This is a genomic window from Actinoplanes sp. NPDC004185, from assembly GCF_053603475.1.
On the sequence record NZ_JBSGFR010000058.1, the window covers coordinates 1 to 19,420 of the forward strand.

At 72.2% G+C, this 19,420-nt stretch carries 20 protein-coding genes; 7 read left to right on the forward strand and 13 right to left on the reverse strand.

The annotated features are described in order from the left end of the window. Positions 1–90 precede the first annotated feature (90 nt). The 6 genes from ACWEOZ_RS38350 to ACWEOZ_RS38375 form a co-directional block, all read right to left on the reverse strand. Positions 91–864 carry an SDR family NAD(P)-dependent oxidoreductase gene (locus ACWEOZ_RS38350; RefSeq protein ID WP_451915585.1) on the reverse strand — a complete coding sequence of 258 codons (774 nt, stop codon included), beginning with the start codon at positions 862–864 and terminating at the stop codon, positions 91–93. 56 nt (positions 865–920) lie between these two features. After that, positions 921–1,733 (reverse strand): pyrroline-5-carboxylate reductase, encoded by an 813-nt coding sequence (gene proC / locus ACWEOZ_RS38355; protein ID WP_451915586.1) that lies wholly within the window; start codon positions 1,731–1,733, stop codon positions 921–923. A 67-nt stretch (positions 1,734–1,800) separates the two neighbouring features. Further along, positions 1,801–2,829, reverse strand: a complete 1,029-nt coding sequence (locus ACWEOZ_RS38360; RefSeq protein ID WP_360548156.1) for a 6-phosphofructokinase — start codon at positions 2,827–2,829, stop codon at positions 1,801–1,803. 144 nt (positions 2,830–2,973) lie between these two features. Beyond that, a complete protein-coding gene (locus ACWEOZ_RS38365) occupies positions 2,974–3,474 on the reverse strand; it encodes a pyridoxamine 5'-phosphate oxidase family protein (RefSeq protein WP_451915587.1) in 501 nt (166 codons plus the stop codon). Positions 3,475–3,546: 72 nt separating this feature from the next. Further along, positions 3,547–4,035: a polyadenylate-specific 3'-exoribonuclease AS gene (locus ACWEOZ_RS38370; protein ID WP_433726541.1), complete on the reverse strand. Its 489-nt coding sequence runs from the start codon at positions 4,033–4,035 to the stop codon at positions 3,547–3,549. Positions 4,036–4,050: 15 nt separating this feature from the next. Further along, entirely contained in the window at positions 4,051–4,932 is an 882-nt protein-coding gene (locus tag ACWEOZ_RS38375; RefSeq protein ID WP_451915588.1) for a phosphotransferase enzyme family protein, read from the reverse strand. 232 nt (positions 4,933–5,164) lie between these two features. On the opposite strand from ACWEOZ_RS38375, the gene ACWEOZ_RS38380 reads away from it, so the two are divergent. Continuing rightward, complete coding sequence (locus tag ACWEOZ_RS38380) at positions 5,165–5,857, forward strand: Crp/Fnr family transcriptional regulator (protein WP_212993827.1); 693 nt, start codon at positions 5,165–5,167, stop codon at positions 5,855–5,857. Positions 5,858–6,237: 380 nt separating this feature from the next. Here the strand turns inward: ACWEOZ_RS38380 and ACWEOZ_RS38385 are convergent, their stop codons facing one another. Continuing rightward, positions 6,238–6,954 carry a lysophospholipid acyltransferase family protein gene (locus ACWEOZ_RS38385; protein WP_451915626.1) on the reverse strand — a complete coding sequence of 239 codons (717 nt, stop codon included), beginning with the start codon at positions 6,952–6,954 and terminating at the stop codon, positions 6,238–6,240. Positions 6,955–7,155: 201 nt separating this feature from the next. Here ACWEOZ_RS38385 and ACWEOZ_RS38390 point away from each other — a divergent pair, with 201 nt between their 5' ends. The 4 genes from ACWEOZ_RS38390 (at position 7,156) to ACWEOZ_RS38405 (ending at position 11,384) form a co-directional block, all read left to right on the forward strand. Further along, positions 7,156–8,007 carry a DUF308 domain-containing protein gene (locus tag ACWEOZ_RS38390; protein WP_451915627.1) on the forward strand — a complete coding sequence of 284 codons (852 nt, stop codon included), beginning with the start codon at positions 7,156–7,158 and terminating at the stop codon, positions 8,005–8,007. Between the two features lie 69 nt (positions 8,008–8,076). After that, a complete protein-coding gene (locus tag ACWEOZ_RS38395) occupies positions 8,077–9,489 on the forward strand; it encodes an alpha,alpha-trehalose-phosphate synthase (UDP-forming) (RefSeq protein WP_451915589.1) in 1,413 nt (470 codons plus the stop codon). A gap of 41 nt (positions 9,490–9,530) precedes the next feature. Next, positions 9,531–10,187, forward strand: a complete 657-nt coding sequence (locus ACWEOZ_RS38400; protein WP_451915590.1) for a TetR/AcrR family transcriptional regulator — start codon at positions 9,531–9,533, stop codon at positions 10,185–10,187. A gap of 57 nt (positions 10,188–10,244) precedes the next feature. Further along, a complete protein-coding gene (locus ACWEOZ_RS38405) occupies positions 10,245–11,384 on the forward strand; it encodes an FAD-dependent oxidoreductase (protein ID WP_451915591.1) in 1,140 nt (379 codons plus the stop codon). 5 nt (positions 11,385–11,389) lie between these two features. Here ACWEOZ_RS38405 and ACWEOZ_RS38410 read toward each other — a convergent pair whose 3' ends face one another. The 5 genes from ACWEOZ_RS38410 to ACWEOZ_RS38430 form a co-directional block, all read right to left on the reverse strand. Continuing rightward, positions 11,390–12,166: an alpha/beta hydrolase gene (locus tag ACWEOZ_RS38410; protein WP_451915592.1), complete on the reverse strand. Its 777-nt coding sequence runs from the start codon at positions 12,164–12,166 to the stop codon at positions 11,390–11,392. 64 nt (positions 12,167–12,230) lie between these two features. Further along, positions 12,231–13,574 carry a flavin-containing monooxygenase gene (locus ACWEOZ_RS38415; protein WP_451915593.1) on the reverse strand — a complete coding sequence of 448 codons (1,344 nt, stop codon included), beginning with the start codon at positions 13,572–13,574 and terminating at the stop codon, positions 12,231–12,233. A 25-nt stretch (positions 13,575–13,599) separates the two neighbouring features. Beyond that, the gene (locus tag ACWEOZ_RS38420; RefSeq protein ID WP_451915594.1) at positions 13,600–14,286 is read right to left on the reverse strand and encodes an endonuclease/exonuclease/phosphatase family protein; all 687 of its coding nucleotides are present in this window, start codon (positions 14,284–14,286) and stop codon (positions 13,600–13,602) included. Between the two features lie 20 nt (positions 14,287–14,306). Then, a complete protein-coding gene (locus tag ACWEOZ_RS38425) occupies positions 14,307–15,257 on the reverse strand; it encodes an ROK family glucokinase (RefSeq protein WP_451915595.1) in 951 nt (316 codons plus the stop codon). A 22-nt stretch (positions 15,258–15,279) separates the two neighbouring features. Continuing rightward, complete coding sequence (locus tag ACWEOZ_RS38430) at positions 15,280–15,465, reverse strand: hypothetical protein (protein WP_451915596.1); 186 nt, start codon at positions 15,463–15,465, stop codon at positions 15,280–15,282. 448 nt (positions 15,466–15,913) lie between these two features. On the opposite strand from ACWEOZ_RS38430, the gene ACWEOZ_RS38435 reads away from it, so the two are divergent. After that, positions 15,914–16,477, forward strand: coding sequence for a hypothetical protein (locus ACWEOZ_RS38435; RefSeq protein WP_451915597.1), 564 nt, complete (start codon positions 15,914–15,916; stop codon positions 16,475–16,477). A gap of 514 nt (positions 16,478–16,991) precedes the next feature. On the opposite strand, the gene ACWEOZ_RS38440 is transcribed toward ACWEOZ_RS38435, so the two are convergent. Next, positions 16,992–17,444 carry an SRPBCC family protein gene (locus tag ACWEOZ_RS38440; protein ID WP_360548179.1) on the reverse strand — a complete coding sequence of 151 codons (453 nt, stop codon included), beginning with the start codon at positions 17,442–17,444 and terminating at the stop codon, positions 16,992–16,994. Positions 17,445–17,731: 287 nt separating this feature from the next. Here ACWEOZ_RS38440 and ACWEOZ_RS38445 point away from each other — a divergent pair, with 287 nt between their 5' ends. Further along, positions 17,732–19,417 carry a GAF domain-containing sensor histidine kinase gene (locus ACWEOZ_RS38445; RefSeq protein ID WP_451915598.1) on the forward strand — a complete coding sequence of 562 codons (1,686 nt, stop codon included), beginning with the start codon at positions 17,732–17,734 and terminating at the stop codon, positions 19,415–19,417. Positions 19,418–19,420 lie beyond the last annotated feature (3 nt).

The following is a 19,420-nucleotide window of genomic DNA, read 5'->3' on the forward strand; positions in this document are numbered from 1 at the left end:
GGTCGCTGAACCACTTACCGGAGACCTCTTCGTCTATCGATCACCGCCACGCCGCAACCTCAGCCACCGCCCGACATTACGAAACGCGACCTAGTCGGCCAGGCCGCCCAGGCTCAGGTTGACGGTGCTGCCGGTCATCCCGCTCGCCCGGTCGCCGGCCAGCAGGACCGCGGCGCCGGCCAGATCGGCCAGCGTCATGACCCGCCGGGCGTGCGTCGTGCCGGCCAGCGCCGCCTCGAACTCCGCCCACTTCGCTCCCGAGGACTTCGCCTCGAAAGCCTCCCGCATGGTCCGGGTCTCCGGCATGCCGTGCGGCCGCAACCCCACGACCCGGATCCCGTACGGCGCGAGCTCGGCGGACAGGTCCCGGGTGAGCTGTTCCTTGGCCGCCTGCGCTGGACCGTACCCGCCGTTGAGCCGCAGGCCGGTCCGGGCCGGCAGCCCGGTGACCGTCATGATCACCCCGGACCCGGCCGGGATCATGCGCCGGGCGGCCAGCCGCGCGGTCAGGAAGTACGCCATCGGGTACGCCGCGATCGGCTCGGCGAACCGCTCGGCGGCCAGCTCGACCAACGGCACACCCAGGATCGGAGCGTTGGCGATGCCGACGGCGTCGAACAAGATGTCGATCCGGCCGGCCCGTTCGACCACGGCCGCCAGGTGCGCGTCCACCGCCCGCTCGTCCAGCGCGTCGACCTCGGCCACCTCAGCGCCGGCGACCTCCGCGCCGACCGCGTCGACCGAAGCCCGGCGGTGCCCGGCGAGAAACAGCCGGGCCCCCTCAGCGGCGAAGGCGCGAGCCACCGCGCCGCCGACCGCCCCACCGGCCCCGTAGATCACGGCCACCTTGTCCCGCAGCAACATCGCAACCACCTTCCGGGCCCCGTCGATCAGAGCCGTCGCAAGGCAGACACCGCCGGCTAAGCGGACTGGGCGGCGATCTCCCGAGCCCGGTCCCGCGCGGCCTCCAGAGCGGCCAGCAGCGCCGCCCGGACGCCGTGCTTCTCCAGCTCGCGGATCGCCGAGATGGTCGTGCCGGCCGGGGAGGTCACCGCCTCGCGCAGCTTCACCGGGTGCTCGCCGGAGTCGCGCAGCATCACGGCCGAGCCGATCGCGGTCTGCACGATCAGCTCGTGGGCGACCTGGCGCGGCAGCCCGAGCAGGATCCCGGCGTCGATCATGGCCTCGACCAGCAGGTAGAAGTACGCCGGGCCGGAGCCGGACAGCGCGGTCACGGCGTCCTGCTGGGTCTCGGGCACCCGCATCGTCTTGCCCAGCGGCTGGAAGATCTCCTCGGTCAGCGCCAGGTGCTCGTCGGTCGCGTACGGGCCCGCGGAGATCACCGTCATGGCCTGGTCGACCAGCGCCGGGGTGTTGGTCATGACCCGCACCACCGGGATGCCGCCGGGCAACCGTTCGGTGAAGAAGCTCGTCGGCAGGCCCGCGCACAGCGACACCACGAGTTTGCCCGGCGGGATCTTCATGCCGAACTCGTCCAGCAGCTTGCCCGCGTCCTGCGGCTTGACCGCCACCAGCAGCACGTCGGCCTGGGTGACGGCGGTGAGGTTCAGGGTCGGCCGGATGCCGTACCGCTCGGCCAGCTCGGCGGCCCGCTCCGGGCGCCGGGTGGTGGCGATGATCCGGCCGGCCGGCCAGCCGGCCCGCAGCAGACCGGAGAGCACCAGCTCGCCGAGCTTGCCGGCACCGATCACCGCGATCATGTGATTACCCATCGGACCCCTTCGGGACAGAAAAAGGGGGCGACCGGCGGTCGCCCCCTTTTTGTGAAAGAACGCCGGCTCAGCTGCCGAAGAAGACCTCGGCCTCGTCGTACCGCGAGATCGGGACGGTCTTGAGCTCACCGGTGCCGTCGGCGAGCGGGACGCGGACGATGTCGGTGCCACGCAACGCCATCATCTTACCGAAATCACCCTCGTGGACGGCGTCGATCGCCTGCAGGCCGAAGCGGGTCGCGAGCACCCGGTCGAACGCGGTGGGCGTGCCGCCGCGCTGGATGTGACCGAGGACGACCGTACGGGCCTCCTTGCCGGTCTTCTCCTCCAGCTGCTGCGCCAGCCACTGGCCGATGCCGCCCAGGCGGACGTGACCGAACGCGTCCTTCTCCTGGCTCTGCAGGCTCATCTGGCCCTCGAGCGGCTGCGCGCCCTCGGCGACCACGACGATCGGGGCGTACTCGACCTGGAAGCGCTTGGTCACGTACGTGGCCACCTGCTCCACGTCGAAGTTGCGCTCCGGCAGCAGGATGACGTTGGCTCCGCCGGCCAGGCCGGCGTGCAGCGCGATCCAGCCGGCGTGCCGGCCCATGACCTCGACCACCAGGGTGCGGTGGTGCGACTCGGCGGTGGTGTGCAGCCGGTCGATGGCCTCCATCGCGATGTTGACCGCGGTGTCGAAGCCGAAGGTGTAGTCCGTGGCGTTGAGGTCGTTGTCGATCGTCTTCGGCACGCCGACGACGTTCACGCCCAGGTCGTTGAGCTTGGTCGCGACGCCGAGGGTGTCCTCGCCGCCGATCGCGACGAGCGCGTCGACGCCCTGCTCGGCCAGGTTGGCCTTGATCCGCTCCACGCCGCCGTCGATCTTGAACGGGTTGGTGCGGGAAGAGCCCAGGATGGTGCCGCCGCGCGGCAGGATACCCCGGACCTCGGCGATGCCGAGGGGCTTCGTCAGGCCCTCCAGGGGGCCCTTCCACCCGTCGCGGAATCCGACGAACTCGTGTCCGTAAGTGGCGACGCCCTTACGGACGACCGCCCGGATCACCGCGTTCAGACCGGGGCAGTCTCCGCCGCCGGTGAGCACGCCGATACGCATGATTGCTCGTCCTCCCTGAGATCAGGTCGCGAGATGCCCGCCTCCGGAGGAGAAAGCTGTCGTCCGGCTGCACTGCCGGGGTCACATGGGGCGGGCCGCAAGCGCACTGTAGTCGCCGCTCGCAGCCCGGACCAAGGCGCCCCGCTACAACTGCACGGTTTCGTTCTCCCCCGCCTCAGGGGTCTTCCCGGTGACCGCGGCCTTGGCATAGCCCAGCAGCGTGACGACACGGGAGCTGTGCGCCGACTCCCAGTACTCCGCGGTGTCGGCGTGCACCTTCACCAGCGTCAGGTTCGGGGTCTCCAGGCCGTCCGGGAACCACGCCTTGAGCATCGGGTTCCACAGCTCCTCGGCCTTGGCCCGGTCGGTGAGCTGCTCGGCGGAGCCGGCGATGGACACCCAGGCGTGCTGCTTGTCGTCGCTGAACGAGACGTTGACCTGGGGGTGCGTGCGGACCTGCTGGACCAGGTCGGAGTCGGAGTAGGTGAAGAACCAGAGGTCGCCGTCGAACTCGACGTCCTGCACGGCCATCGGCCGGCTGACGTGCCGCCCGTCCGCGGTCATGGTGGTGAGCATGCCGATCCGGGCGTCCTTGACCAGCCCTTTGAGCGTTTCCCGCTTCTCCTGCTCGGTCTTCTCGGCCATCACAAATCCCCTCACCGTTGTCGGATACGCAGGGGAACGTGCCCCGTGCGGGGGACCCGAAACGAACGGGCGTCAGCCCCCCATGGCCCGCCAGCGGGCCAGGTTGTGCTTGGCGTCCACCAGGGCGTCGTGCCGGCCCTCAGCGGTCGGCAGGGGCGGGCGGCCGAGGTCGTCCCACTTCTGGCGGAGGTCCTTGGTGAAGCGGGGGATCTCGCGGGGCAGCGCCGGCATCGCCCCCCAGAGCTGGGCCAGGGCCACGTGGTCGTACGCCGCGTACCAGGCCCACAGCTCGATCTGCTCGTCGCGGCCCTGGACGGGTTCGCGCATGAACGCGTACAGGTCGTCGCGGATGCGCTCGCGGGACCGCCACGCCGGGTCGGCCGGGGAGGGCAGCTTGTCGAGCACGTTGCGGCGCACCCAGGGCACCGCCCGGGAGTCGTCGAACTCGGTCGAGACCGCGTAGAACTCGCGGCCGAACTCGTCCACCATGCCGATCGAGACCAGGTCGACCGTGCGCCCGTCCTCGATGAATTCGCAGTCGTAGAAATACCTGTAGGCCATCGCCGACATCCTTGCCTACGCCGCGCCGGTGGTCTCCGCCAGGGCCTGCCTCGCCCGGCCCAGAGCCTCCCGGGCGTTGCCGTCGTCGCCGCGTACGAGCCGCTGGGCCGACCAGTCGGCCTGCACCGCCCAGCGGAAGCGCAGCAGGACCGGCAGCGCCGCGTGCAGTTCGTCCTCGTCGACGGGGCCGGCCGCGAGGTAGCCGTCGAGCAGCTCGGCCGAGGTGTCGGTGCCGCCCGCGTAGACCACGGCCGCCGCCACGTCGTAGAGCAGCGGGCCGGTGCCGCTGGCGCCGCAGTCGAGCAGGCCCGCGCGGCCGGTCGCCGGATCGATCAGGAAGATCTCCGGCGCCGGGTCGCCGTGCAGCACCCCGTACGTGAGCCGGTCGGTGACCGTCAGCCGGGTCATGGCGGTGACAGCCTCGGTGACCGCCGGGCGCAGCCACGGCTCGATCGCCAGGTGCGCCGCCTCCGGGTCGAGCAGGTTCCAGCGGCGCAGCCCCGGATGGCGGAAGCCCTGCAGCCGGCGGTGCACCGCGCCCAGGCGGTCGCCCCAGAACTGCTGGTCGACCGGGTCGCGGCCGTCGAGCGTACGGCCGGGGGCCCGGCGCAGCACGGCCAGCGCACCAGCCGGGGTCTCCGCGGTGAGGCCGCCGGCCAGGGTCCGCACCGGTTCTCCCGCCTCGATACCGGTGCCCCGCAGGTGCTCGGCGGCGGCCAGCCCGGCCTCGACCGGCTGGCGCGCGGCGGGGTCGGCCAGGCGGGCCACGAAGCGTTCGCCGCCCGCGGTCACGTCCCAGCCGTGCGAGAGCAGACCCCCGGGCAACGCCGTGATCTCGGCGGGTACGAGGTGCCACTGGTCGCGCAAAGTCGATCGAAGAAGGTCGTCATCCGGCACGGCGGCGATTATCCCGGTACAGACCGTAATGACGACGGACACCGTGGGCGATAGTCACGCCGGGCGATTGGAGGGTGTACAGATAGCTACTCGCGCGGGATGATCGTAAGCGTCTGCTGGATGTATCAAATGGCGTCGACGTGGCTCTTCATGCTAAGAGTGATCGTTCGCGTCGTGGGGCCGGCGCCGGACAACTGTGTCCACGGGGGTCCCGATCGGGGAGGGACTGACCGTGGATCATCGACTGGCAGAGCACGGAGACGCGCTCACAGGCGTGGAGATGTTCGCCGGGCTGGAGCCGGACGTCCGCCAGCGGGTGATCGCGGCCGCCGTGCCGCGCACGTACCGCAAAGGTCAGATCCTCTTCGTCGAGCACGACCCCGGCGACTCCCTGATCATTCTGCGCCGCGGCGCCATCGCCGTCTTCCGCACTGCCCCGACCGGCGAACGTGCGGTCCTGACCGTGGTCCGCCCACCCGACGTGCTCGGCGAGGTCTCCCTGCTGGACGCGCTGACCCGCTCGGCGTCGGCCGAAGCGATCGAGGACAGCCAGGCGCTGGCCCTGTCCCGCGTGGCGTTCATCGACCTGGTCCACTCCAACCCCCGCATCCTGGACGCGGTGATGCGCTCGGTCGGCGCGCTGATCCGCCGCCTCACCGAACAGAACGCCGACCACGTCTTCCTCGACCTGCCCGGCCGGGTGGCCAAGACCCTGGTCCGGCTGGCCGGCGAGAGCCAGGCCCCGATGATCACCATCGAGCTCAACCAGAGCCAGCTGGCCGAGATGGCGGGCGGCTCCCGGCAGAGCGTCAACCAGGCCATCGGCTCCTTCGCCAGCCGCGGCTGGCTCCGCACCGAAGGCCGCCGCATCGTCGTCACGGATGTTTCCGCTCTCCGCCGCCGGGCCGGCATGGCGGATCGGTAAAGCTCTTTTTCCCTTACGCGTCTCGGCGCCGGGCAACCGCAGGTCGGGGGCTGGAGTTTCGCAGCTTTGGGCTGGTCGGCCGGTCCAGGCCGAGGGATCTGCCGCCGGGCTGATCGCCGCCCGACCGCCGGTCCAGCCGAACAATCAGCCGCCGGCCGATCGCCGCCCACGCCGCCGGCCCAACCGGGCAATCAGCCCCGGGCCGGGGCCTGTCGCGCGGATCATGTCCGTCAGGACGGCGCGGCCGCGGATCCGGTCGCCCTTGCCGTCGATCTAGCCCGGCGGCTGATCCCTCGGCCTGGACCGGCCGCTCAGCTCGGAAGCTGCGCCACTCCGGCCCCGTGCTGCGGTTGGGTGACGCCGGGACGCGTACCCAAGGGTCAGGCCTTTTCTACGGTCGCTGACGTTGAGCGGCTCGGGGCGACGATTGCTGTTTTCAGGGATGCGGCGTAGATGTCGACGTAGGGGCGGCCGGTCAGGGTCATCAGTTCGTACATGATCTCGTCGGTCACCGCCCGCTCGACGAAGCGGTCGCCCAGGGAGTTCGCGTAGCGGGCGAATTCCAGCGGGGCGCCGAAGCGGATGCGGACCCGCTTGATCTTGGGGATCAGTTTGCCGGTCGGCTGGATCTCGTCGGTGTTGAGCAGCGCTACCGGCACGACCGGGGCGCCGCTCTCCAGGGCCAGCCGGGCCACGCCGGTCTTGCCGCGGTAGAGCCGGCCGTCCGGCGAGCGGGTGCCCTCCGGGTAGATGCCCGCGATGTTCCCGCCGCGCAGCACCCGCAGCTGGGTGTCCAGAGCCGCCCGGGCCGCCTTGCCGCCCGAACGGTCCACCGGGATCGTCCCCGTGCTGACGAAGAACTGTCGCATGAGCCAGCCTTTGATCCCCTTACCGGTGAAGTACTCCGCTTTGGCGACGAACGTCACCCTCCGATTCACCAGCAGGGGTGTGAAGATCGAGTCGGAGAAGGAGAGGTGGTTGCAGGCCAGGATCACCGGTCCACTCCGCGGTACGTGGTGCAACCCCTCCACATCGGGGCGGAAGAGGCATTTCAGGACGGGTCCCAGCACGACGTACTTGAGCAGCCAGTAGAACACCGGTGTCCTTTCCCGCGCGCCACGGTCTGTGGCCACCGAAAGCGTACGAAGCGGGAGCGGCACGCCACAACGCACTCCCGGAACCGGCATGTCACGTGTCACCATTCAAGGCACGGTCGGCCGGGCGCAGCTGAACGGGTACCGAATCCGCCGGACGGGGCGGGCACAGCGCGCGACGGCGCGAAGCGAGGAGTGAGCAGGGTGTCAGCGGGTGGCGCCCGCCGCGGGCGGCGGGACAACGGGCTCGACGCGGCCGACTACGCGGCCGCGGGCGACGTGGATCCCCGCGTCGGTGAACACCTCCTGGACGTGCTGGCCGCCGGCGGTATCGCGGCCTACCTGCAGCCGTCCGCGGACCTGAATCCGATCCTGCGCGCCACGACGTTCCCGGCCCGGCCCACCGACCGGCTCTACGTCGACCGCACCCACCTGGCCACGGCCCGCGAGCACCTGCACAAGCTGACCGGCGGCGTGGGACCGACCCCGGTCGCCCCGAAGTCCGAGACCCGGACCGACCAGAGCACCGTGGACGCCGAATGGGCCAAGATCGTGGCCGGCTTCCACACCCCGGTCGATCCGACGGCCCCGCCGTGGCCGGCGTCGGAGGGGGTCGATCCCACCCGCGCGCCGGAGCTGCCGCCGGCCGACCCGCCGGAGCAGCCGCGCCGGCCGGGCGGCACCCTGCCGTCGGCCGCCGACTTCTCGGGCGTCTCGCTCAACCGCCGCCGTACGGACGAGCCGTCCCTGCTCGACGGGCTGGACACGTTCGGCACCGGCGCCGGCACGGATGACGATGACAACGACGAGGACAACGAGCGCTACACCCCGCCGCCTCCGCCGCCGCTGCCGCACATCTCGAAGTACGCGGTCGCCGGCGTGCTCGGCGTGGTGCTCGGTTTCCTGCTGTTCCTGTTCCCGTGGCTGCTGCCGATCGAGCGCAACTTCGTCACCCTGATCGGCTTCACCGCGATCGTCGGCGGCGCGGTGACGCTGGTCTGGCGGCTGCGCTCGGGCGACGACGACGATGACTTCGACGACGGCGCAGTGGTCTGACGAGACCTCGATAAGGACATAGATCACTGCCGTTGTTCCTCTCGGTAGCCATCGCGTAACCTTTCGTGGATGCGCCAGAGCTCGCTCGTGGTCGTCGCCAACCGCCTTCCGCTGGATGACAGTGCCGCCCCGGACGGTGCGTGTGAGTGGCGGCGCAGCCCCGGCGGCCTGGCCAGCGCCCTGCACGCGATCCTGCAGCAGACGCCGGCGACGTGGGTCGGCTGGAACGGCGGCATCGACAGCGCCCCCGCCCTGCCCGACATCGGCACCCTCCGGATCCGCCCGGTGGCACTGTCCGAGGAGGAGCTCCGCGGCTACTACGAGGGTTTCGCCAACTCGACCCTCTGGCCGCTCTACCACGACGCCGTCGAGCAGCCCGTCTTCGACCGGCGCTGGTGGGAGACGTACCGCGACGTGAACCGGCGCTTCGCCGAGGCGGCCGCCGAGGTCGCCGAGCCCGGCGCCGCGATCTGGATCCAGGACTACCACCTGCAGCTGGTTCCGCAGCTGCTGCGCGAGCTGCGCCCGGACGTGCTCATCGGCTTCTTCCTGCACGTGCCGTTCCCGCCGCCCGAGCTGTTCATGCAGCTACCCCGCCGGGTCGAGCTGCTGCGCGGGATGCTCGGCGCGGACCTGGTCGGCTTCCAGCGCCCGCAGGCCGCGCACAACGTCGCCCAGCTGGCCACCAAACTGCTCGGCGCGCAGGCCACCGACGACCAGATCACCCTGGACGGGCGGGTGGTGCGCACCGGCGCGTTCCCGGTCTCGATCGACGTCAGCGAGATGCAGGCGCTGGCCGCCCGCCCCGACATCGTCGAGCACGCCGAGCAGCTGCGCACCGACCTGGGCCGGCCGCGGCGGGTGCTGCTCAGCGTCGACCGGCTGGACTACACCAAGGGCATCGAGCACCGGCTGACGGCGTACAGCGAGCTGCTGCGGGACGGCCGGGTCAAGGTGCACGACACCGTCCTGGTGCAGGTGGCCGTGCCGAGCCGGGAACGCGTGGACAGCTACCGGGTGCTGCGCGACCGGATCGAGGGCGAGGTCGGCCGGATCAACGGCGAGTACGGCCGGGTCGGCGAACCCGCCATCCACTATCTGAACCAGCCGTTCGACCGGGCCGACCTGGCCGCGCTCTACCTGACCGCCGACGTCATGGTGGTGACCCCGCTGCGCGACGGCATGAACCTGGTCGCCAAGGAGTACGTGGCCGCCCGCGCCGCCGGCACCGGGGCGCTGGTGCTCAGCGAGTTCGCCGGGGCGGCCGCCGAGTTCGAAGACGCGTTCCTGGTCAACCCGCACGATGTGGACGGGCTCAAGGCGACGCTGCTGGACGCGCTGGATGCCGACCCGGCGGATCTGCGGCGACGGATGCGGGCCATGCGTGACCATCTGACCCGCTACGACATCCTGGCCTGGGCGCGCGCCTACCTCACCGCCCTGGACCACTCCGGGCGCCTGGCTGCGGGCCTGCGCCGCTGAGGCGGTTGCCGCTGACGAACATGTTCGCTACGATCGTGTTCATGAGCCCGCGCCGCATCCCTGTCAGCCGCCGTGACCGTCCGGCCAAGGCCCCCCTGAGCAGGGAGGTCCTGGTGGCGACCGGCCTGCGGGTGATGCGGGAGGAGGGCCTGGAACGGCTCACCATGCGCCGGCTGGCGAGCGAGCTGGAGACCGGCCCGGCCTCGCTGTACGTCTACGTCCGCAACACCGCCGAGCTGCACGGCGCCCTGCTGGACGAGTTGCTGGCCGACTTCGACTTCTCCGCCGAGCTGATCGACCTGCTGTACGAGTACACCGTCCTGCTCTTCGGGTATCCCAGCCTGGCCCGTTCCGTGCTGACGCTGCGCCCGAGCGGACCGCACTACCTCCGCCTGATCGACACGATCCTCGGGCTCCTGCTGGCCGAAGGAGTGCCCGACCGCCAGGCCGCCTGGGGTGTCGACCTGCTGCTCCAGCACGCCACCGCGGTCGCCGCCGAGCAGGGCAGCCGGGACGAGGCCACCGAGGCCGCCGGCGAGGAGGAGGAGCTCGCGGCCGTCGTCCGTGAGGCGGACGCCGGCACCTACCCGCACATCCACCGCACCCGCGACGAGCTGCTCTCCGGCACCGGCGAGCAGCGCACCCGCTGGGCTTTCGCCGCCTTGATCAAGGGGCTGAGCAGCATCTCGACCGGCTGACCGAGCCGTGCCCGTTCCGAACATGTTCGTCACGAACGCGTATTCACTGGAGGCATCATGCACACGCCCACCATCACCATCGTCGGAGCCGGCCTGGGCGGGCTGGTCCTGGCCCGCGTCCTGCACGTCCACGGCATCCCCGCCACCGTCTACGAGCTCGACGACTCCCCCGCCGCCCGCACCCAGGGCGGCATGCTCGACATCCACGACTACAACGGCCAGATCGCTCTGCACGCGGCCGGGCTGATCGACGAGTTCCGCGCCATCATCCACCCGGGCGGTGAGGCCACCCGGGTCCTGGACCGGCACAACACCCTGCTGCACGAGGACGCCGACGAGGGAGACGGCACCCGCCCGGAGGTCGACCGTGGGCAGCTGCGGCGGATGCTGCTCGAGTCGCTGCCGGCCGGCACCATCCACTGGGGCCGCAAGCTCACCGGCGCCCGGGCGCTCGGCGACGGCCGGCACGAGCTCAGCTTCGCCGACGGCACCACAGTGGTCAGCGACGTCCTGGTCGGAGCGGACGGCGCCTGGTCCCGGATCCGGCCGCTGCTGTCCGACGCCCGGCCCGCGTACGCGGGAGTGTCGTTCGTCGAGATCGACCTGCTCGACGCCGACGTCCGGCACCCCGGCCCGGCCGCGGTGGTCGGCCCCGGCATGCTGTTCGCGCTCAGCGCGGGCAAGGGTTTCCTGGCCCACCGGGAGACCGACGGCAGCCTGCACGTCTACGCCGCGGTCAGCACACCGCAGGAGTGGATCGCCGGCGTCGACTTCACCGACCGCGGCCGGGCCGAGGCGGTCCTGCTCGAGCACTTCGCCGACTGGGCGCCCGAACTGCGGGCGCTGATCACCGAGGCCGACGGCGACCTGCACCCCCGGGCCATCAACGCCCTGCCGATCGAGCACCGCTGGGAACGCGTGCCCGGGGTGACACTGCTGGGCGACGCCGCCCACCTCATGTCACCGTTCGCCGGCGAGGGCGCCAACCTGGCCATGCTCGACGGCGCCGAACTCGGCACGGCCATCGCCGCGCACCCCGGCGACATCGAGGCCGCGCTGACCGCGTACGAGAAGGAGCTCTTCCCCCGCAGCGCCGAAGCCGCCCGGGAAGCCGCCGACAACCTGGCGCTCTGCTTCGACGACAATGCGCCGCAGAGCCTCGTCGACCGGTTCGCCGCCTACGCCGACGCGCGGTGACCCGGTCAGCCGGCGAGCTCCTTGGTGAGCCAGTCCAGGATCGCGTCGATCGGCTCCGGCCAGTTGGTGTCGAGCATCAGATCGTGGGCCATGCCGGGGAACAGCAGCGGGGCCGCACCGAAGCGGGCCGCCGTACGGTCGAGCGCCTTGCGCGGCACCACCCGGTCATCGGGGCTGCCCACCACCAGCGTCGGCGGGTCCCCGACCGGCGCCGCCGGCGAGGTCGCGAACAGCACCTGCCGGTAGATCGCGGCCGGGGTGCGCTCGAGCTTCGCCCGGTACGCGTCGGCCTCGGCCAGCCCCGTGCTGAACAGCTGCTTGCGGCTCAGCCGGGGCGCCGCTCCGACCAGCGCGGGCAGCGTGCCGAGCGGATTGGCCCGCAACGCGGCGCCCAGGGCCGACCAGCCCTCCGGCACCGGCGAGGCCAGCACGGCGGCCCGGGCCGGATACCGCGCGAGGGCGTGGGCCACCACCAGCGCGCCCGCGCCGTGACCGACCAGCACGGCCTGCCGCGGCAGCCCGGCCGCGACCTGCACGACGTCGTGCACGTAGGCCCGCAGCGACCCGTTCGCCCGCGGGCTCACCGAGCAGGCCGCGAAACCCCGCGACGCCGTGTGCCCCAGCCAGTGCTCGGCGAACGCCCACGCGCCGTGGCCCAGCCCCGGCACGAACAGCACCGGCGGATTGTCCTCGGCGGACTCCGGTACGGCGCTGAGCACCTCCCGCCGCACCGCGGGCACCGGCGACGTCCAGTCCGCGAACCGCAACACCTGCGAACTCATGCGGTGCTCACCTTTCGCATGCCCTCCTGGCCCTTCCTCCGTGGCCTCCGTCCGGTGCAGTCGGTCATGCGGGCTCCAGCTGCTTCAACAAGTCTTCCAAAGTGCGCAGATAACTGGTGTGGCTGACCTCGAACCAGTGCCGGGAGGACGGCACGACCCGCAGCCGGGTCCACGACCGCAACGGCCGCGTCGACTCCCGCTGCTGCACCGCGGCCGCCCGGACCGGGTCGGTGGCCCGCAACCGCAGCCAGCGGGCCACGGCCACGCTCTGCCAGTGCGCGAGCGGGAACAGCCCGGCGTCCGGCTGCACCAGCCCGATCACCGCGAGCGTCGGATGCTTACGGGCGAACGCGTGCAGGTGCAGATCAGGCTTGCCGTCGTCGTCGATGTCGAGCAGCTCGGGGGCCAGGAACTCGAACCGGGGCAGGTAGCCGGTCGCGGTGATGACCAGGTCGGGCTCGACCCGGCGGCCGTCGGCCAGCTCCACAGCCGACCCCTCGAGCCGGGTCACGTCCGGCACCGGGGTGATCCGGCCGTGGCCCAGGTAGTAGATGAGCTGGCTGTTGACCACCGGGTGGCTCTCGTACGGGCGGTGGTCGGGCTCGGGCAGGCCGTACCGGGTGATGTCGCCGACGGTGAGCCGCAGAGTGCGGTGGTAGATCCACTGGCGCAGCCACAACGGCAGGCGCAGTTGCAGCATCTTGTCGTTGACCTGGTCGGCGGGGCGGCCGAAGACGTACTTGGGGGCGTACCAGTAGCCGCGGCGGGTCGAGTGCCAGACCGTGGCGGCCTGCTGGGCGGCCTCGACGGCGATGTCGCAGCCGGTGTTGCCGCCGCCGACCACCAGCACCTTGCGCCCACGCAGCTGCGCCGGGTCCTTGTACGCCGACGCGTGGATCACCTGCCCCCGGTACTTCGAGGCGTCCACCGGCAGCGGCTTCGGCGACCAGTTGTGCCCGTTGGCGACGACGACGGCCGCGTACCGCTGGATCCGCTCGGCGCCGCCGCCGGTGCTGCGCGTGGTGACGTCCCAGCGGCCGTCCCCGACCGGCGTCACCGCGACGACCTCGGTGCCGAACCAGATGCTGTCGCCGAGACCGAAGTGCTGGGCGTACCGCTCCAGGTAGCTGAGCAGCTTGCTGTGGTGCGGGTAGTCCGGCCAGTCGTCGGGCATCGGGAAGTCGGGGAACTCGGTGAGCGGGCGGGAAGAAATGAGGTGGGCAGAGGCGTACACCGGGCTGCGATCGTGCCGCCAGTTCCAGGCGCCGCCGACGGCGGTCTCGCGCTCGTAGCAGTCGACGGCGAAGCCCTGCTCACGCAGGTTCTTGATCGCCGCGAGGCCACTGCCGCCGGCGCCGATCACACAGACCGCGTCGTGCCGGTCGGCGATGTCAGGGGTGTCGGGCACCCGGAGATCCTCGCAGAAGCGAGAGCTACTCGGAAGGCAGGGACAGCTCCGCGAGAACGGGCAGGTGGTCGCTGGCCCGGCGGGCCTGATCGGTCTCCACGACCTCGTACCGCTCGACCGTGATGTCCGGCGAGACGAAGAGCCCGTCGAGGCGCAACCGGGGCAGGGTGGCCGGGAAGGTGAGGGCCGCGGAGGCGGCACCGGCGGCGTCGGTGAGACCGTCGGCGACCGTACGCCAGGCACCCCCGCCCGGCCCTTCGTTGAGGTCACCGGCGGCGATCAGCGGACCGTCGACCGCCGCCAGTGCCTCCTTCCAGCGGGCCGCCTGGTCCGGGCGTTCCCGTGCGTCGGTGGCCAGGTGCGAGCCGGACACGGTGAACCGGGCGCCGCGCACCGAGCACTGGGCGAACGCGGCGCCGCGCAGGTGCCGGCCCGGGGTGAGCGGATAACGCAGGCACCACTGCTCGTGCACCCGTACCCGGAGGCTGACGAGCAGCAGGTTGCCCAGCGAGGGAAGCCCGCCGGCCGCCACGACCATGCCGAAGTCACTGGCCAGGGAGGCGCACTTCTGCCGCCAGCGGAACCGGCGCGGGGCCTCCTGCACGACGACGACATCCGGGGCGAGGTCGCGGACGAGCCCGGTGAGGGCCGCCCGATCGTCGCGCAGGCCGTGCACGTTGTAGCTCAATACCCGCAGCGGGACCCCGGACACGGCGTGCTCCTCGTCGTTGGTCAGATACGTCGGGCGAGATCGGCGGCGCCGAGCACACCTGCCGTGTTGCCGGTCTCAGCTGCCCTGATCTCGGCGACCGGAAACCTCCCGCGTTGGGCGAGCTGGTCCCGATACGTCCGTTCGGTGGGTCCCATCAGCAGTTCCCCGGCGTCGATCACGCCCCCGCCGACCACCAGCACCTGCGGGTCGAACGCCTGGGCCAGGTCGGCCATCGCGACGCCGAGCCAGTAGCCGATCTGCGCGAACGCGTCCCGGGCGACCCCGTCCCCGCCCTGCGCGGCCTCGGTGATCATCCGTCCGCTGATCGCCGCCGGATCACCACCGGCCAGCTGCAGCAGCGACGTCGCCCGCCCCGGCTCCTGGCGGGCACCGGCCTGGGCGAACCGCACGAGCGCGTTGCCGCTCGCGTACTGCTCCAAACAGCCGAGCCGGCCACAGCCACACGGATGCCCGCCGTTCACGGACTGGATGTGCCCGAGCTCCCCGGCGATGCCGTTGGCGCCCCGCCACAACCCGCCGTTGATGACGATGCCGCCACCGATACCGGTCCCGACGGTGATCATGACCATGGAGTCGTCGGCGTGCCGGGCGGCGCCGTACCGGAACTCGGCCCAGGCGGCGACGTTCGCGTCGTTCTCCAGCACGGTGGGCAGGCCGACGGCCTTGGCCACGTAATCCCGCACGGGCTCGTCCCGCCAGGCCAGGTTGGGCGCGAACAGGACGGTCGCCCCGGCGGCGTCGATCCAGGCCGCGGCACCGATGCCGACCGCCTTGGCCTCGGGATGGGCGGCGGCCAGCTCGGCCGCGACGGCCACGATGGTGTCCCGGGTACCGGCAGGATCCTCGGCCGGCGTCTCCCGCCGGGTCTGCGCGAGCACGACGCCGCGGTCGTCCACCACCCCGCCGGCCACCTTCGTGCCGCCGACGTCGATTCCGATGGTCAGCGTCACGCTGCCCGTCCCCTCTGTTGTGTCACACCGCGTCGCCGGGACGGGCGTCGTCGCCCGAACCGGCACCACGGCCTTCGGCCGCCTCAGCGGCCGGCGCAGTGCCCGGAACATCATGATCCACGCTGGGCGTCTGCGCCACGCCGGTATCACCGGCCGTGTCGCCATTTGCGGCGGTAACCGCCGCCCAGACATCGGTGGCCCCCATCACGCGTCGAGGGGAGCCGGGACCATTGTCAGGCAGAACAGGGGGTCGGGTTCCGGTTTCTCGACGGCTTTTTCCGGTACGCGCGCCGGCTTGCTCAACCGCAGCGGCGGGGTCCTGGACGGGGGCGGGCCGGGTGCTGGCGGAACGGTCGGTGGTGGGTTGCGCGGCCGCAGTGGGAGCGACCTGCGTGGATGGCCGGCCCGGTGTGGCCCGGCCGGCCCGCCGGGGCGGACGGGTCGCCGCGGCCCGGGCGTCACCCTGCGCCGGCTCCGCCTTCCGCTGAGGCTCTTGAGCCGCGCTTTCAGCGTCGGGCGCGGGGTGCGAGACAGTCCCGGCCGGCGTCACGACCCACGTACCGGCCTCGGTCGACGCGGCATCGGGGCTCTTCCGTGCCGGCCGGGACGTCGGGGCGGGTGCGGTGCGCGGCCGGGCGGGTGGCCGGGAAGTGCGGGTGGCAGCCGCCCAGGGGTCACCTGACCTCGACGACGGTGAAGCTGTCGGCTCGGTGGGAGTTGCGTCGGTCCGGGTGGCTGCCTGTTCGGCCGCGGTCCCGGTCGTCGGGTCCTGCGGTGCGGTGGCTCGTGCTGCCGGGGAGTCCGCCGGTCGGGCGCGGGTCGCCGCCGTCCACGGATCGTCGGTCTCGCGGACCTCGTGGCCGGGTGGGGTGGTACCGGCCGGCTCGGCCCTGCGGGTCGCCGCCGACCAGGCCTGGTCCGGCGTTGTCGTCGGGCGGGGCGGTGGCTTGCGGTGGGCCGACGTGCCGGTCGGGCCGGTCACCGCCGAGAAGGCCCGGAGCAGGCTCGCCACTCCGCTCGCGAAGTCGCCCGCGCCGGTCGCCAGGCGTTCCGCCTGCTCCGGGGTCGGGTTGCGCACGCCGGCGATCGCCCGGCAGATCGGGCACGCGCAGCATTCCGCACTGCCGGTGGACCAGCCGCCGAAGCGGGTGGCTCCCGCCCACAACTGGCGGCCCGCGGCCTGTCGCGCCTGCGCGCCCAGCGAGTCGAGCGTGTGCTGATAAGCCTCGCGCCAGTCGAAACCCAGCTGATCGCTGTCTTCCGTAGCACCGCCCCGCGGCCCGCCGCCGCCCCCCGCACCCGGCATTCCGTGGCCGCGCTCGGCCCCGCCCCGCGCACCGGTCTGCGGTGAGCCGGTGGCAGGTCGATCACCGCCGCCGGAACCGGCTTCCCGCCGGCCGGCGGCCGCGTTCGAGCGTGCTTCGCGCGGGTCGATGGGGTGGTCGCGGTCGGTGGGCCCGCTCGGCCCGGCCGGTTGGCGGTCCGGGGTGCCGCCCAAGAACTGGTCCATCAGACCGGAAAGCCTGTCGGTCAACCCGGTCAACCCGGTCAGCCCGGCCGGGTCGCGCGGGTCACGGTCCTTCGGCGGCCCACCCAAGCCGGCCTGGGAGGCCATGGCGAGCACCGTCGCGACCAGCTTCTCGGCCTCCTGGCGGGCCGTTCCTGTGGGCTCTGCCATTGTCCTGCTCCCCTGCTCGCGACCGCATGTGCGGCGCGGCCGGACGTGCTGCCCGGCTACGCCTTGGCGAGGCTCTCGACGCGGCGTTTGAGTTCCTTCAGCGCCGTGTCCATGATCATCTTCTCGGCCTTGCGGCGGAACATGCCGAGCATGCCGATGGAGAGCTCCACCTCCAGCATGTACGTCACTGTCGTGGTTCCGTCGCCGTTGTCGGCCAGGTCATACGAGCCGTTGAGGGTGCGCTGCATCTTCGAGGGTGCGACCAGGTGCCACTCGATGCGCGACAGATCCTCCGCGTACGCGTAGTCGAGGGTGTAGTCGTCGTTGAGCGGTCCCGCGTCGATGACGAACCGGACCTGGGCGGCGTACCCGTCCTCGTACTCCTCGAGCACCTCGACCTGTTTCATCGCGTCCGCCCACTCGGGGTAACGCGGAAAGTCGCAGATCACCGCGGCCACCTGAGCGAGGGGCGCATGGACCTGGATCGACTGCGTCGAGGTGTCCGCCATGGCTGGCAGGTTACCCGGTTCGGGCCCGCGTCCGGGCCACCGGGCACCGCCCGTCGCCGACCGGTTCCGCACCGCCACCCGCCACGGGACCGCCCGGCCCGGCCACCGCGGTCCGCCCCGTGCAATCAGGCCGTTCTCGGCGGGAGCGACGGCCCGGACCACGCACGGACCTACGACATGAAGCTCTTGATCCGGCCCTTGACCTTGCGACTCCCGGACTTGCGGCCACCGATCTCCGCCGGGTCGCGGATGCGGCGGTGTCGGGGGGTGCGGCTACGATCCGTCACGTGCCAGCCTCAGCCAGCGTCCCCGCGCGCGTCCATCCGCTCGCGGTGGCGGCCCGCCTCATCGTGCTCGCCCTGGTCGCGGCCCTCACCCTCATCGCCACCCGGGATCCCGGCCAGCTCCGCTGGATCGCGTTGCTGCTGGTCGCCGCCCTGCCGGCGCTGTTCGCCCCGGATCATCGGATCGCCGCGCCGATCGGGCGCTTCGCCGAGGCCGCGGTCGTCGGCCTGGCCGCCGGATCGGTGGCCGTGGCCGCGAACGGGACCATCGCCGCGGGGTTCGGCGCGGAGGCGATCCTGCCCTACCTGGTCGTCCCGCTGCTCACCGCCGGTCTGCAGCGCCGGGCCACCGAGGGCGCCGCGCTGCTCGGGGTCGCGACCGTCGCGATGGTCGCCGGCGGGCTCGTCGTCGGCAACGGCGACACGGTCATCCTGCAGCCGGGCTATCTCGCCGCGTGCGGGCAGTGGCTGGTCCTGGGGGCGATCATCACCTTCGCGGCCGACACGATGCGCCAGCTCATGACCCCGGTGGAGAACAAACCGCAACCGTACGCGGAAGCGACCCGCCTGCTGACCCAGCTGCGCAGCGTCGCCCGGTCACTGCCGGGAGCCACGCTCGACCCCGGCGGCATCTCCGAGCACCTGCTGGAGGAGCTCCGCCAGGTCGCGCCCGGCCATCGCGCCGCCGTGCTGTCCGCCAGCGGTGGCGGGCGGCTGGTCGTGCTCGCGCAGACCGGCGCCGAACGGGTCGACTGGGAGGTCACCCTCGACGCCGACTCGGCGATCGCCGACGCCTGGGCCTCGCAGCAGCCGCAGACCGCCTCGCGTTCGCAGGCCCGCTCGCACCAGGGCGGGGACGCCTCGTCGCTGGTCGTGCCCCTGGTCGCCGGGGTGCGCACGATCGGCCTGGTGATCCTCGAGGCCGACGTGCCCAGCGCGTACCCGTCGGCGGTCGTCGCCCGGGTGACCGAGGTGACCGGCCCGGCTGCGCTGCGGCTGGAGGCCGCGCTGCTCTTCGACGACGTGCGGTCGCTGGCGACCAATGAGGAGCGTCAGCGGCTGGCCCGGGAGATCCACGACGGGGTGGCGCAGGAGCTGGTCATGGTCGGCTACGGCATCGACAACGCCCAGGCGACCCTGCCCGAGGGGGCCGACGAGACGGCCGAGGAGCTCCGCACGCTGCGCGGCGAGGTCACCCGGGTGATCACCGAGCTGCGGCTGAGCCTGTTCGAGCTGCGTTCCGAGGTGGATCGCAACGGCGGCCTGGCCGCGGCCATCGCCGAGTACGCCCGCACCCTGGGCACGTCGGCCGGGCTGCGGGTGCACTTCACGTTCGACGAGTCCACCGCCCGGCTGCCCGCCGCCACGGAGGCCGAGCTGCTGCGCATCGCCCAGGAGGCGATCACCAACGCCCGCAAGCACGCCGGTGCCTCCAACCTGTGGGTCACGTGCACGGTCGACCCGCCGTACGCGCAGATCGAGGTCACCGACGACGGCAAGGGATTCGCCGATGATCGTCCGGACGGCCGCTACGGCCTTGCGATCATGGCCGAGAGGGCGGAACGTATCCGGGGCCGACTGGAGATCCGGCCGCGACACCCCAGCGGGACAACCGTTGCGGTAGTGCTCGGAACCTCCGCTCGGCGCGATAGCGTGCGGGATAGCGTTTCCGCACCAGAAGGGGAGTAACCC